This window comes from Paenibacillus sp. GYB004 (assembly GCF_036577605.1).
In the GTDB taxonomy this organism is placed as follows: domain Bacteria; phylum Bacillota; class Bacilli; order Paenibacillales; family NBRC-103111; genus Paenibacillus_AB; species Paenibacillus_AB oceani.
Map to the genome: position 1 here is coordinate 79,241 of NZ_JARBDB010000047.1, position 15,179 is coordinate 94,419.

A 15,179-nucleotide genomic window follows, 5' to 3' on the forward strand; every position below is an offset into this window, starting at 1 on the left:
CCATCCTGCTGCAACAACGGATCTCGGTACGCCGATTTTCAGGCGCGTATTCGATTCGCTTCCATCTTCAAGTAGGATTCCGGAGCTCCTTTGTCGAAGTAAGTCAGGATCGATTCGGCAATATCAACCATACAGGTGACGACATGCAGAGACTGGTTTCCTTATTCGCCGCACAGCCGTTCAAAAGCTTTCAGGTGCGTATGTTCCTTTATTTGATTATAATCGGATCTGTTCCGGTTTGTATTGCCTTAACGTTTTTTTACGTCCAGTCGGTGGAGCGTACCGAAGCGGAATGGAAAGCGGCGGTATCGGCCAAGCATGACCGGGTCACGCGCCAGCTGGAGAAAGAAATGCGGGAGCTCGAATATGTATATAGATCGCTCCTGGAAACCCCTGGGTTGGAACTGTGGCTCAAATCCGGCAAGTCCGGCTTGGAAGAGGAAGACGCCGCGATGCGCAGAGTGAAGGAATCGATCGTACATTCAGCCTCGTACCGGCTGGAGTACCGGAAACATATAATTGATTTTTGCTTTGCGATCGAAGGGGGCAGCTCGTTCTGCGCGGCCGGCAGCCCGCTGGACTACGAATCACGCGCTTCGAAGATGCCGGTTAACCGCTCCGACTTTTTCGTACGCGAAGAAGGCCGCAACCGGATGTCCTGGGTCGGTCCCTTGTACGGTTCGGACTATTATGTGGACGGATCCATTCGAATTCTGGCGGATATGACCCGCATACTCGACGAGATGCGCGGCGACAGCGTCTTGTCCAATCTGGCGCTGTGGGATCCGGATACCGGCTCCGTGCTGTTCGAGAGCGGAACCCGGCAGCCCGGTAAGGAGCAAAGCACGTCCTTGTTTCTTTCGGAGAAAGACGCTTTCTTGAGAGCGGGACCGGACGTGATCGTCTCCCAGAGGCCGTTATCGGTACCGGGACAGACGTGGATGAGTTATGTTGAAGTCCCGAATATGGACGGAATGGCGCTCAGATCAACGATGCGCAACACGGTGATCGTCTTTTTCGCTATCGTTCTCGCGGTGTCTATCGTCAGCTCCTTATTATTCTCCGCTTTGTTCTCCCGCCCACTGCACTCGCTGCGCCGGCTTATGAAACGTGCCGAATCGGGTGATCTGAAGGCGTACTGGACTTCCGGCAGCGTGCGTGAGATCGACGAACTGGGCAACAGCTACAACCAGATGCTGAATCGTCTGGAGGAGACGATCAAGCAGGCGAAGCTGGAGGAGTCGCTTAAGAAAGAAGCGGAGATCGAAGCGCTGCAGTATCAGCTGAATCCGCATTTTTTGTACAATACGCTGAATACGATCAAATGGGTGGCCAAAATCCATAAAACGCCGCAAATATCCGACGCGGTCAGCGCGCTCGTTCGTCTGCTGCAGGCGAGCCTCGGCAAGAAGGGCGATTTTCTTACGCTGAAGGAAGAGATTGCGCTGCTGCGCGACTATATGGCGATCCAGTCGTTCCGCTACGGCGATCTGGTGAAGCTGAACCTCGATGTCGATCCGCTCGCCTCCGTCTGTCTCGTGCCGAAGCTGATGCTTCAGCCGCTGGTCGAAAATGCGCTCATTCACGGACTTGCGAACAGTCCCCGCGAAGGGGAGATTACGATCCGGGCCTGGCTCGACCGCGATATGCTGCTGTGTCAGGTACAGGATAACGGCATAGGGATAGCCGAGCCGGACGGGGTTGTGAATCCGCAGCATAACCCAACGAGCAGCAAGGAACGAATGAGCGGCATCGGCTTGCGCAATATCCGGGAGCGAATTAAGCTGTACTACGGGCCGGATTACAAGATGCATGTGTTCAGCAAGCCGAATGTGGGGACTACCGTCCGTTTGTCTTTGCCTATTCACCGAAATGAGGAGTCCTGATTATGAATGTGTTGATCGTCGACGATGAGCCGATTATCCGGATCGGCTTGCGGACGCTGGTCGACTGGGAGGAGCACGGCTTCCATCTGGTCGGCGAAGCCTCCGACGGCATAGAGGCGCTGGAATGTTTCCGCAAGGAACAGATCGATATTGTAATAACGGATATTCGGATGCCGCGAATGGACGGCCTTGCGCTGATGCGCGAAGTGAAGGAATTGCAGGAAGACGTAGGGCTTCTCGTCCTCAGCTGCCTCGACGATTTCTCGCTCGTGAAGGAAGCGATGAAGCTCGGCGCCCAGGACTATATCCTGAAGCCGACGATGGAGCCGGACGGGCTGGTCGACATTCTCCAGTCGGTGCGCGCCAAGCTGGATGAAGAGCGCCATACGAAGCGGGTTATCGCGGAATGGCAGGAGCAGCTCAAGCAGTCGAAAGCGTATCGTCTCGCCGATTGGCTGCGTCAATACGTGCAGGCCGGCGTGGGCGAGGCAAGACTGGAGGCCGAGCTGTTTCAGCGGGGGGCGGGGACGTTCAGCATCTGGGTCGAGACCGATTCCGTCTTTCGCCCTTCCTTGGAGGAGTGGACGATCCCGCACAGTAAGGCCGTATTGAAATGGAGCGACAAAGTATGGATCGTGATGGGCGGCACCGACCGGAGCTTGTCCGAGAAGGAACGTCATGAATGGATGTTCGGATGCGCGCAAAGCGTATATACGAAACTGAAGGAGGCCGCTCCGCCGCAAGCGAATTGGTTTGTCGGGCTTGGCCCGGTGATCCCGAAGGCGCAAGATTTCGTTAACGCGCTCGCGGTTCACCGCCGGCAAGGGCACCGGTACTTTTATGGAGAAGCCGGACCGCTGATCGTTGACGATTTTCCCGCTGCGGAAGAAACGCCGCTGCCCGTTCAGGAGCGAAACGACTTTTTGCGGGCCGTATCGAGCGGGAACAAAGAAGCCGCCTGCCATTGGATCGAGATGATTGCCGAGTCCATCCGGCGTCATAAGCCGAACGTCGCCAAGCTTCAAAGCTTCGTATGCGATATGCTGGGTTTGGCGGCCGGCTTCGCCAGACAGCAGTCCCGGCAAAGCGAAGACGAGCCCGAATCCGTCTCGCTGGAGCAGATCCGCTCCATCCCGCGGGCCGACTTGCTGTGCTCGTTCATGGTCGAGGAAGCGGTACAGCTGTGGGGAAGGCCGTTCGGCGGTGAGCGCTCCAAAGCGTCGAACAATCCGTTTATCAAAAAAGCCGTCCAGTTCATGCGCGAGCAATACCGGCGCAACATCGGAACCGTCGATATCGCCGATCACGTGAAGCTGAGCCGCAGCTATCTCAGCGATTTGTTCAGCAAGGAGATGGGGGAGTCGCTGACTGAGACGTTAACCCGGATCCGTATCGAGGAAGCGAAGAAAAAGCTGCTTTCCGGCGAGATGAAAGTGTACGAAATTGCCGAAGCGGTCGGCTTCTCCGACCCGAAATCGTTTGCGAAGACGTTTAAAAGGCTTGTCGGCTGTACGCCGAAAGAGTTCGAGGCGACGCACAAATAGACACCTATAGGGTGTCTATTTTCAGGACGCCGCGAAGCTTTCACTGGCATCCTGCGATATCGGGGCCGCGCAACGCAGCCGGCCTTTTTGCGTATAACCTACATAATCAATGCGGATGGAAAGGGGAAACCGATGGATCATGTGCACGGCTCGTACAACCTTTTTCTGGTCGCGTTATCTTATATTATCGCTGTAACTGCATCTTATTCGGCTCTTGATCTGGCCGGAAGGATCGTCACCTCGAGAGGGAAGGCTCGCTCGATCTGGCTTGGGTGCGGAGCGGTATCGATGGGACTTGGCATCTGGTCCATGCATTTTGTCGGCATGCTCGCTTTTTCCTTGCCGATGGACGTATCGTATAAGTTCGGGCCGTTTGTTATGTCGGTTCTGCTCGCTATAGCCGTTTCCAGTGTAGCGTTGCATACGGTCAGCGGAACCGTCTTCGGCGCCAAGCAGCTGGTGGCCGCCTCGGCTCTGATGGCCGCGGGAATATCGGGGATGCATTACATCGGGATGGCCGCGATGACGGTTCAAATCACCTACAACCCGATGCTCGTCGCCCTGTCGGTCGCGATCGCGATCGCCGCTTCGCTTGCAGCCTTATGGCTGCTGTACGTTTTTCGCAAAAACCAGTCCCGTTACGTAGTCCTGTACAAGCTCGGCTGCGGCACTATAATGGGCGCGGCTATTGCGGGCATGCATTACACAGGGATGGCGGCGGCTACTTTCCGATCCGGCGACGGTCCGACCGGCGGGGGGATGCGGATTGAGCCCGGTATGCTCGCTTTGATTATCTCGGCAGGCATTTTACTTACTCTTGGCTTCACGCTGTTCAGCGTCTATGTGAACAAGCGGCTCTCGCAAAAAGATTCGGCGATCAAACAGCATGAACGGTGGTACCGGTCGCTGTACGAAAATAATTCGGACGGGATTATATCGATCGATACGCAGGGAAAGATTATCAGCTTCAACCCGGCGGCTTCGATCCTTACCGGATTTACCGAGGCGGGATACAAAGATGCGCCCATCGCGTCGCTCGGCAGCGGAATCGCCGGGGGCCTCTCGGCAGATTCGAGTTATGAAACGACCTTCGTACGAAACGATAACAGCCGCGTGGAGCTGAGCGTGAATCCCGTTCCCGTCGAGATCGACGGAGAAGCGGCAGGCACCCATCTGTTAATCAAAGATATAACCGAAGAGAAACGTTCCAAAGAGATGATCCATTATCTGGCCTATCATGACGAGCTGACCGGGCTGCCGAACCGGCGAAAGTTCAACCAGCTGTTAGCGGAAGCGATCGAGGACGGGGAGAGGCGGGGTAGCCGGTTTTCGGTTATGATTCTCGATATCGACCGGTTCAAGCTCATTAACGATTCGCTCGGCCATACTTACGGCGATATGTTCCTGAAAGAAGTAAGCGAGCGGCTGCTCCTTAGCGCGGAAGGGTTCGACGTATCAATCGCCAGAATGGGCGGTGACGAATTTACGATTCTGTGCCGCAGCGGTCAGGAATATAGCGGAGATACGGCGCGGCTTGCGGATCGGATCATCCAGTCGGTGCAAGTTCCTTACCGGATCAAGGACAACGATTATTATGTAACCGCGAGTATCGGAATCGCGTCCTATCCGGATCACGGCCTAATGTCCGAGAACTTGCTCCGCAACGCGGATACGGCCATGTATGAAGTGAAAAAACACGGAAAAAACGGCTATCGTTATTATTCACGCGAACTGGATTCCGGGTTGGCGGAGAAAATGGAGCTCGAAGCGGATCTGAGAAAAGCGTTGGAGCGGGACGAATTGATCCTTCACTACCAGCCGCAGTTCGACACGTCCGACCGGAGCATGATCGGAATCGAAGCGTTGGTCCGCTGGAATCATCCTGCCAGAGGATTGCTGTACCCGAAAACGTTTATCCCGCTCGCCGAAGAGACCGGACTGATCTATGATCTCGGAACGTGGGTGCTGCGCGAAGCGTGCCGGCAAATGAAGGATTGGCACGATGGAGGAGGGCCGCGGATTCCGGTATCCGTCAATCTGTCCTCGCTGCAGTTTCACCAGAACAACCTGGTCGGTTATGTGACCCGCATTCTCGAAGAAACGGGGTTGGCGCCGGAATATTTGGTGCTGGAAATTACGGAGAGCATGATGATGGACCCGGCCACTTCGAAGGCGATCCTGGACGATCTGGCCCGGCTCGGTATCCGGATCAGTCTGGACGATTTCGGCACAGGCTACAGCTCGCTAAGCTACTTGAGGCAGTTTCCGATTCATAAGCTGAAGATCGACAGGTCGTTTATTGCCGACATCACGATGAACGACAACGATAAAGCGATCGTCGAGACGATTATCTCGATGGCCCGCCATCTGAACATGAACGTTATCGCGGAAGGGATCGAGACGGAGGACCAGTTGGAAATATTAAAAGCGAACGCCTGCAAGGAAATCCAGGGCTACTATTTCAGCAGACCGCTTCCGCCGGACGAAGTGGAGAAGAGGTTTTGGACGCCGATCCAAGCTTAAACAAGGAGGACTGCCATGAAAGCGGCGATACTGACCGACATTCACGGCAACAGCCCGGCTCTCGAAGCGGCGCTTGGGCACATCGACGCAGCCGGCGATTTCGACCGGATCTACTGCCTCGGCGATCTGATCGGGATCGGTCCCGATACGAACGAAGTGCTGGAGCAACTGACGGCGCGTAACGACATGTTTTGTATCACCGGCAATCATGAGCAGGCGGTGCTGCGTATCATTCGGGGCGACGGATGTTTGCCGGGGCACGAGCAAGCATTTGCCCATCATGAGTGGATCGCACGACGGCTGGATTCCAAGTTTGTCCCGTATCTCAGCCAGTTGCCGCTTCAGGAGGAGGTGCGGCATGATGGACGCCGAATCTTGTTGACGCATTACCATCTCGGGAACGACGGCCAATATGCGGTGATCGACCCTGACCCGGACGGCGTCAAGCTCGATAAGCTGTACGGAGATAGCGGCTATGATCTCGTCTGCTTCGGTCACCATCACCCTGTTCATTTGTTTAGAACAGTCCGCAGACAGTACATGAATCCGGGAGCCCTCGGCTGCAGCGATACGCCGGTCGCCCGATACGGCGTCGTCACGGTTCGGGACGGGGAGGTCGCGATCGAGCTGGAGGAAGCGCCATACGATAACAGTTTGTTTTTGCGATCCTACTCCTCGCTGAACGTTCCAGACGGGCCGTTTATTCTGAGAGCTTTCCATGGAAACCAGCATTTACGGCTGTAGACCGAGGCGGGAGCGGGAGAAGGGGCGTAGCAAGCACAATAACCCGGAGCGCTGTAAAGAACCTGCAGCTGACTGGCCATAAAAGATGGACCGCGTCCGTAAGGAACGCAGTTTGTTAAGGTTTCAGAGCAAGGTAAAGTCGCAAGTGTGGTTAAGCTTAAATGCGTTGCTTCGAATAAGCGAATAGCGAATTTCTGTACGAAAAAAAAAGCTATCTGATACGCCGGGTCAAGGCCTCGGGACAAAGTTCGCTTAAGAAGTTTTCTTAAGCGGTTCAGCAAGTTTCGCAGATTGGTGAATCGTGAATCATGAATCGTGACTGCCCGGCCCTATGCTTGTGGGCAGGTGAGAAGGAACGGGGCGGAATGGGATGGGGCAACCGACCGCCGTTTTGCAAGGAATAAGAGTGGTTTGCGAGCCTGTCGATTCATTATGGACAACCAAGTGGAAAGGGAAAAGATTACCTTCTGGCGAGTTTTGTTTGGAATCCCCTACCTTACAATCCTTATTCAATCAAGGGATTCCGGACAACCTGTTTGAGTAGAAGAAGGTAACTTTTCACTTGGAACGGCCTGCTAACACTTCTACACAATGAATCGACAGCCTCGTTTGCAGTCTTTATTTTGTCCAACACCGGTTCGACTGACGAAATAAGAACGGTTTGAAGCTGCTAAAATCGGCGAAAAGGGTGTAGACACCATCCGTTGATTGAAATAAGGGGTGCAAACCGCCTCTATGTCGCTTCGTTTTGTGAAATCGCCGGAGGGTACTAAAGACCCTTATCGGGGGCGGCCGAACTCCATCATGGATCAAACGAGCGAAGGCCGAAAGGCCGAAAGGCTGAAAGGCTGAAAGGCCGAGAGGGTAGACGGTCAAGCCGGAACGGGGCCACGAACTCATCAAGCCCCGCTCTTCAAACCCAACTCTCAAGCCCAACTCATCAAGCCCCGCTCATCATCCATCCCTCCTCAAGCACCGCTCTTCAAGCCCCGCTCCACAAGCCCCGCTCCACAAGCCCCGCTCTTCAAGCGCTGCACGCCGCTGGAGTGTGCCGTATACGGAGCGGCGGCCCCTAGGCGGCTCCCGTTTTCAGGCAAATCGAACAAATCGCCCCCCATTTCCAACAAAAAGTTCCTTTTATGTTCGGATGAATACGTTTACAGTATGTACATCAAGGTAATTTGACGTTTCATGCATTCGGCCAGCAGCGCTAAGTGGGGGGATATAGATGGAGACGATTCGCAAGACCGACATCGCGCTGTACGATTCAACCCAGGGCAGCGAACCGATTCTGAAGGCGGTCGGCATCAAGCGGGTGTTCGGGCGCGGTCCAAGCGCGGTCCACGCGCTGAAGGGCGCCAACCTGTCGATTCCGTACGGCCGGCTCGTTGCGCTGAAGGGGCGGTCCGGCTCGGGTAAAACGACGCTGATCAACTTGCTCGGGGCTCTGGATGTGCCCACGGAAGGCGCGATTTACTTCGGCGGTCAGGAGATTACGACACTCGGTGAGAAAAAGCGCAACGAGCTGCGGCGCGTACAGATGGGCTTCATTTTCCAGTCGTTTGCGCTTATGCCGCTTATGTCCGCCTACGAAAACGTGGAGTTCGGCCTTCGGATCGCCGGCACGCCGACGAAACATCATCGGGAAATGGCGGAGCGGGCGCTCGAAAGCGTGGGGCTCAAATCCAGAATGAGTCACCGTCCCTTCGAGATGTCAGGCGGGGAGCAGCAGCGGACCGCTATTGCGAGAGCGATTGCGCACCGTCCCAAGCTGTTGCTCGCTGACGAGCCTACAGCCGAGTTGGACAGCAAGATGGGGCTGCAGATCATTAAAATCTTCAAGGATCTCGTACAGATGGAAGGGATGACGATCGTCATCACTACGCACGATCCTGCCATTATGGAAATCGTCGATCAAGTTTACGCATTGGAGGATGGGCAAATTGTCGATCAGGGGTAAAGCTTACGCTCGCCGCGTTATGGTCTCCGTACTCGTCGTCGCCGCATGTGCCGGCTGCTCCCTCGTACCGGCGGAGGAGGAACCGTTGAAGCCGCCGCTGGTGAAGCCGGTCAAAGAAAATTATGAGATCGTCGAAGTGAAAAGCGGTACGATTATTAAACGAATTTCCGGTGTGGCGACAGTCGAATCTACGAACGTTAAAAATCATGAGTTTAAAGGCGTATCCGGTAAAATCCAGGAAGTGCTCGTACTCAACAACACGCCGGTCAAAAAGGGCGATCCGCTCATCGTGCTCGATCCGGGCGACTCGGCCATCGTGCTGAAGGAGAAAGAGCGCGATTACGAGCAGGCGGTGTACAACCTGGAACAAGCCAAGCAAACCCAGGATACGAACAAGATGAAAATCCGGCTCATGGAGCTGAATATAGCGGAGCTGCGGCTGAGCGACGCGAGGAAAGCCGTGGAAGGGAAGACGCTGCGCGCCGAGATGGACGGGATGATCACGTTCGTCGATCCGGCCAAGCCGGGCGATTCGGTGCAAGCGAACAAAACGTATGTCATCATCTCCGATCCGAACTCGGTAAGGCTCGCCTATACGTCGGGCAATACGTCCGATATGCTCGAGGTACAGGCCGGTGTGTCGGTAGAGGTAACGATCAAAGGCAAAAAGCTGGAAGGAAAAGTCGTCCAATCGCCGTCCAATACGCCGGCTACCGACAACAAGCAGTTGGCCGAACGGTATTCGAAAACGATATTTATTCAGGTTCAGGACCATCCGCCGGAGTTAACGCTGGGGGCCAATGCGGATATCAACATCGTAACGAGGCAAAAGGATAACGTGCTGATCATTCCTCCGCGCGCGTTGTCGCAATATTTGGGCCGTAATTTCGTCAAGGTGCTCGAAGGCGACAGCATCAAAGAGGTGGACGTCGAGAAAGGGCTGGAAACGACCAGCGGCATCGAGATCGTCAAGGGCATTAGAGAAGGGCAGAAGCTTATCCTGCAATAGCATACAGGAGCCGTTGCGCTCTAGCGCCGATATGAAGCGCCCCCTCGGAAGGAGGATCCGTTTTCGTGGCCATACTTGTTATGATTTTTCGCAAAATGCTCAAGAACAAATGGCTGGAGCTCAGCCTGCTGTTCGGGCTCGTGCTGTCCGTGGCGCTGGTCAGCAGCATGCCGATCTACACCGAGGCGATCTTGCAGCGGATGCTTGTGAAGGAACTGGAAAATTATCAGATGAGCTCCGGCGCCTATCCGGTCACCCATCGCACCGGTCTGTACTTGACGGACGACGATCCGCAGAAAAACGGGGAAAGCACGCGTCAGGTGGATGCGTTTATGGAATCGGTCAAAAACCGGTTCTCCCTGCCGATTCTCGAGCAGGTGACAGAGCGCGGCACGGATACGTTCTCGTTCAAGCCGATCGATACGGAACGGGTCGATCCCGAGGTCCGGCGGAATGCGGATCTGGTCGCCTTCTCCAATCTGGACCAGCATATCAAGCTGGTGGACGGTGTGATGCCGGCCAAGGAGCCGGTAAACGGCGTATACGAGGTTCTCGTCGTGGAGAGCGCCCTGACCCAACTGAAAATGGTGCTCGGCAACGAGTTTATTATTGCCGACGAGCGGATCAAGAAGCCGATCACCGTCAAGCCGGTCGGTATTATTAATCCGAAGGACGAGCACGACCTGTTCTGGTACACATCGGTCGAAAGCTACAGCCGATCGTTCCTGATGGATTTCGAGCTGTTCGAGAAGACGATCACGAATAGCAGCGAAACCGATATCTCGATGCGCTCCGGCTTCTGGTTTTTTGCGTTCGACTATTCGAGAATGAATATGCAGTCGATCGAATCGTTCATCCGTACGCACAACCGGATCGAGGGATATGTGACGAACACGTTCAACAGCCAATCGATCAAGGCGCCGGCGCTGAGCGTCATCTCGAAATATTTGGACCGCCAGGAGCAGCTGCGCGTCATGCTGTGGTCGCTGAACGTTCCGGTTATGATCATGCTCGGGTTTTACCTGTTCATGGTATCGAACCTGATCGTAGATCGGCAGAAGACGGAGATTGCGGTATTGCGCAGCCGGGGCGCAAGCCGCCTTCAAGTGCTGCTCAGCTACGTGATCGAAGGGATTTTGCTCGGAGTCGTCGCCTACATTATCGGTCCTTATGTGGGAATGCTGATCACCAAGCTGCTCGGAGCGTCCAACGGCTTCCTGGAGTTTGTCCAGAGGTCCGCCCTGATTGTGGAGCTGAACGCGACCGCCTATAAATATGCTTTATACGCCGTTATGTTCTCCCTGATCATGACGCTGATTCCGGCGTTTCTCGCCACCCGTACTTCCATCGTCGGACATAAGCAGCAGATGGCGCGGATGACGAAGCTGAGCTTCTGGCACAAATATTTTCTCGATATCGTCCTGCTCGGAATATCGATCTACGGACTGCAATCGTTTAAACGGCGGATGAGCGATCTGCAGTCGCTCGGACTCGACTCGGCCAGTTTCAAGGTTGATCCGCTGCTGTTTCTCGTTCCGGCGCTGTTTACGTTAGGGCTCGGCTTGCTGCTGCTGCGGATCTACCCGCTATTCATCCGGCTCGTTTACTGGATCGGACGCAGGGTGTGGCCGCCTTCGCTGTACTCGACGCTGATTCAGGTCGGCCGTTCAAGCACCCAGTACAACTTCCTGATGGTCTTCCTGATGGTGACGCTTGCGACCGGCTTGTTCAGCGCCAGCGCCGCCCGCACGATGAACAGCAATACGCTGGAGAAGGTGCGGTACAAAAACGGTACCGACGTCATCATGAACATCAAGTGGGAGAACGATGCGCCTCCGCCTTCGATGGGCGGCATGGAGGAAGCCGGCGGGGAGGAAGCTGCGGATACGTCCGCCCTGCCGATCACCGGGCCAAAACGGATTCAGTATACGGAGCCGCCGTTCCAGGTATTTACGGAGCTTCCGGGCGTGGAGAACGCCGCCAAAGTGTTCGTCAAGGACGATGCCAACGTGCAGATCGGGAAATCGACGTCGCGCATTAAGCTGATGGGCGTCGATACCGACGAGTTCGGCAAAACCGCCTACTTGAAAGACCGGCTGCTGGAGCATCATTTTTACGATTATCTCAACTTGATATCGACGGAGCCTTCCGCCGTCCTGGTGTCCCGCTCGATGGCCCAGGAAGCCGGCGTCAAGGAAGGGGACTCGATCTACATCGGCTGGAACAACGTGACGTATAAGCCGTTCACCGTATATGGCATTATCGATTTCTGGCCGACGTTCAACCCGAACCCGCAGCAGCCGGCATCCGCCAATAAGAAACCGGAGCTGCCCAAGCTCGTCGTCGGGCATCTGAGCTATATTCAGAGTACGATCGCGCTGGAGCCTTATCAGGTATGGATCGACTTGAAGGATGAGCCGAATGCGAGAACGGTATTTAACGAGGCGATCAACGAGAAGGAAATACCGGTTGAGAATATTATCGATACCGGTTACGAGCTGACCCAGGCCAAAAACGATCCGTTTCAGATGGCGATTAACGGCGTCATGACTTTAGGTTTTCTGATCAGCGTCGTCATCAGCTTTTTCGGCTTCCTGCTATATTGGGTTCTGTCGCTCAATGGCCGGGTGCTGCAATACGGCATATTGCGGGCAATGGGGATCTCGTTCATGCAGCTGATCGGCATGCTCATTACGGAGCAGGTGCTTACTTCAGGAGCGGCTTTCCTGCTCGGAGCCGGCATCGGGAACGTCACCAGCGTTCTGTTCGTGCCGCTGTTCCAGCTTTCGTTTAATCCGGCGACGCAGGTTCCGCCGTTCCAGGTTTTGTTCGATCCGTCCGACTCGATCAGGCTGTATATGATCGTAACGGGCATGATCATCATCGGACTTGTCATCTTGGGCCATCTTCTCTCTCGAATCAAAATTCATCAGGCCGTCAAGCTGGGGGAGGATTAATCGATGATTCATTGCGAGAATCTGGTCAAAATATTCAAGGTGGCCGATCTGGAAGTCGTCGCCTTGCAAGGTCTCGATCTGCATGTCGAGCCCGGCGAGCTGATGGCGATTATCGGCAACAGCGGAAGCGGGAAATCGACGCTGCTTAATATGCTGGGCGGTCTCGACCGCCCGTCTGCGGGCAATCTTGTCGTCGACGGCAAAGATCTGTTGAAATTTACCGAGAAGGATATCGTCAAGTACAAACGCGAGACGGTAGGTTTCGTCTGGCAAAACAACGCCCGGAACTTGATCCCTTATCTGACGGCGCTGGAAAACGTCGAACTGCCGATCTTGCTGCAGGGCCGCAGACGCCGGCTGAGGGCGCTGGAGCTGCTGGAAGCGGTAGGGCTGGGGCATCGGACCAAAAACAAGCTGAACCAGCTGTCAGGCGGCGAACAGCAGCGGGTTGCGATCGCGATCGCACTGGCCAACCATCCTCGCCTATTGCTCGCCGACGAACCGACAGGTTCGCTCGATACGAAGATGTCGAACCAGATTCTGGATCTGTTCCGCGAGCTGAACCGGTCGCTCGGTCTGACCGTTGTTATCGTCACCCACGACCCGCTTCTCGCCAAGAAGGTCGATCGCGTCGTAGCGATCCGCGACGGCAAAACGTCCTCGGAATTTATCCGAAGCCGCTCTTACGCGGATGAGCTCGCCGAGCTGGAACAGGGGATGGCGGTCGAGGAGGAGACGCATGTGGAATACGCGATATTGGATAAGGCGGGACGGCTGCAAATCCCGTCAAATTATTTGGAAGCGGTCGGCGTCAAAAATTCGAACAAGATGGTCGTAACGTTGGAGGACGGGAAAATCGTCCTGCTGCCCCCGCAAAACGAGACGGTCTCGAAATGACCGGCTGATCGAAACCGTTAAAACCCCGTCCGTGCGGGGTTTTTTCGCGATTTGGCGAGTTGTGCGGCTGCGTCAAAAGGCGGCGGGCAATTCCCGATTTGATACAAGTTAGGCACCAGTGGTATAATTTGGGGCGAGAAAAGGCTAACCAAGGAGTGGGACACATGTGGGGTAAACCGGTTAAACCGCTTAGAATGATGGTAATCGTTGGTGCGCTTGCGCTTACGATCGCCGGATGCGGGGAGAAGCCCGCAAGCAACGCGGGAGAAGGAGCGGCCGAAGGGGCCAAAAGCTGGAGCTCGCCGCCGCCGATGACGATTAAATCCGATAAGAAGTATGAAGCCGTCATCGATACGACAGAAGGCAAAATCACGGTCAGTCTGTTCAACGACACGGCGCCCAAGACGGTGAACAGCTTCGTTTTTTTGTCCAAGGAAAAGTTTTACGATAACGTCATCTTTCATCGCGTCATTAAAGGCTTCATGATCCAGACCGGCGACCCGACGGGAACCGGAAGGGGCGGTCCGGGCTACAAGCTGGAGGACGAGCTGAAGACGACCCGCAAGTATGAGCCGGGAATCGTTGCGATGGCGAATTCAGGACGCAACACCGCCGGCAGTCAGTTTTTTATATGTTCCGGCTCTTCCTGCTCCAATCTGAATCAGAAGCCCGATTACACCATCATCGGACAAGTGACGTCCGGAATGGATGTTGTCACGAAAATCTCCGAGGTACCAGTCAAGCTCGGTGCGGATGGCGATATGAGCTCGCCCATCAAGGAAGTTAAAATCAATACCATCGAAATCAGCGAGAAATAAATCGGGTACGGCGGCGCGCGGACCGGGTGAAGCTGATGGGAACGTCGCGCCGGCCCTGTACTCCCGGGAGAGGGTGGGATTCCATTGATTCGAAAATACGCGGATCGAACCGATTGGGGGAGAATCGTAGAGAAGCAAGTTACGGTCGTATCGAAAAGAACGATCGGATTTTCGGGTACGGTCACCTTATGTGAGATGCTGAAAGTAAAAGCTCCGCTGTATAAGCGGTACAGCCCGGAGCAGCCGGAGATATGCATTGCCTCGGACGGCTACAAATGGCTGCAGCATTTTCCCGAATACGCCCATTACACGTTGTCCTCGATGTACGATCAGGAGGATCGTGTCGTACAATGGTATGTCGACATCTGCAAATGTCAGGGCGTCACCGATTCCGGAATTCCCTGGTATGACGACTTGTATCTGAATATCGTCATTTTGCCGGACGGGCAGCTGTACGTGCTTCACCAGGAACGTCTGGAGGAAGCTCTTGAGCGCGGGGAGCTGAACGAGAACGACTACGAGCTGGCCTGGAATACATGCAATCAGGTGGTCGAGGAGTACCGCAACGGTTCGTTTGACCTTCTTTTGCTGGCGGATATGCATTTGCAGGAGCTTAACGAAGAATCCTAATAGTGCGAGTTGAATTCCATATTCGATGCCGAGCAGGCTTCCTGATTTGCTTCGTGATCAAAATTGGGCTTTTTGAACAACCTCTAATAGTGCGAGTTCAAAGAGGCCGGTTTTCAGCACCGAGAAGATGGGATGAAGCTAGGAAATGAGGAGCGGAGCGTAGTGACAGCTACGTGAGCACCGGAAGTTCCGGCTGAATTCCATATTCGAT

At 55.0% G+C, this 15,179-nt stretch carries 11 protein-coding genes; 10 read left to right on the plus strand and 1 reads right to left on the minus strand.

The features are described 5' to 3' along the window. The first annotated feature begins 143 nt into the window (after positions 1-143). The 4 genes from PV433_RS18930 to PV433_RS18945 all read left to right on the plus strand — a co-directional run bounded on the left by PV433_RS18930 (position 144) and on the right by PV433_RS18945 (position 6,697). Positions 144-1,886, plus strand: coding sequence for a sensor histidine kinase (locus tag PV433_RS18930; protein ID WP_332073622.1), 1,743 nt, complete (start codon positions 144-146; stop codon positions 1,884-1,886). Positions 1,887-1,888: 2 nt separating this feature from the next. Further along, positions 1,889-3,430 carry a response regulator gene (locus PV433_RS18935; RefSeq protein ID WP_332073623.1) on the plus strand — a complete coding sequence of 514 codons (1,542 nt, stop codon included), beginning with the start codon at positions 1,889-1,891 and terminating at the stop codon, positions 3,428-3,430. Positions 3,431-3,562: 132 nt separating this feature from the next. Then, complete coding sequence (locus PV433_RS18940; RefSeq protein WP_332073624.1) at positions 3,563-5,953, plus strand: bifunctional diguanylate cyclase/phosphodiesterase; 2,391 nt, start codon at positions 3,563-3,565, stop codon at positions 5,951-5,953. Positions 5,954-5,968: 15 nt separating this feature from the next. Next, on the plus strand, positions 5,969-6,697 hold the full coding sequence (locus PV433_RS18945; RefSeq protein WP_332073625.1) for a metallophosphoesterase family protein: 729 nt from the start codon (positions 5,969-5,971) through the stop codon (positions 6,695-6,697). Between the two features lie 968 nt (positions 6,698-7,665). Here PV433_RS18945 and PV433_RS18950 read toward each other — a convergent pair. Continuing rightward, positions 7,666-7,824, minus strand: a complete 159-nt coding sequence (locus PV433_RS18950; protein ID WP_332073626.1) for a hypothetical protein — start codon at positions 7,822-7,824, stop codon at positions 7,666-7,668. Between the two features lie 101 nt (positions 7,825-7,925). On the opposite strand from PV433_RS18950, the gene PV433_RS18955 reads away from it, so the two are divergent. The 6 genes from PV433_RS18955 (at position 7,926) to PV433_RS18980 (ending at position 14,968) form a co-directional block, all read left to right on the plus strand. Beyond that, positions 7,926-8,657, plus strand: coding sequence for an ABC transporter ATP-binding protein (locus PV433_RS18955; protein ID WP_332073627.1), 732 nt, complete (start codon positions 7,926-7,928; stop codon positions 8,655-8,657). Then, positions 8,641-9,666 carry an efflux RND transporter periplasmic adaptor subunit gene (locus tag PV433_RS18960; RefSeq protein ID WP_332073628.1) on the plus strand — a complete coding sequence of 342 codons (1,026 nt, stop codon included), beginning with the start codon at positions 8,641-8,643 and terminating at the stop codon, positions 9,664-9,666. The genes PV433_RS18955 and PV433_RS18960 overlap by 17 nt, the downstream gene beginning before the upstream one ends. 65 nt (positions 9,667-9,731) lie before the next feature. After that, a complete protein-coding gene (locus tag PV433_RS18965; protein ID WP_332073629.1) occupies positions 9,732-12,623 on the plus strand; it encodes an ABC transporter permease in 2,892 nt (963 codons plus the stop codon). A gap of 3 nt (positions 12,624-12,626) precedes the next feature. Beyond that, a complete protein-coding gene (locus PV433_RS18970; RefSeq protein WP_190924853.1) occupies positions 12,627-13,520 on the plus strand; it encodes an ABC transporter ATP-binding protein in 894 nt (297 codons plus the stop codon). Positions 13,521-13,684: 164 nt separating this feature from the next. After that, positions 13,685-14,338, plus strand: coding sequence for a peptidylprolyl isomerase (locus tag PV433_RS18975; RefSeq protein ID WP_332073630.1), 654 nt, complete (start codon positions 13,685-13,687; stop codon positions 14,336-14,338). Between the two features lie 84 nt (positions 14,339-14,422). Then, on the plus strand, positions 14,423-14,968 hold the full coding sequence (locus PV433_RS18980) for a DUF402 domain-containing protein (RefSeq protein ID WP_332073631.1): 546 nt from the start codon (positions 14,423-14,425) through the stop codon (positions 14,966-14,968). Positions 14,969-15,179: the final 211 nt, after the last annotated feature.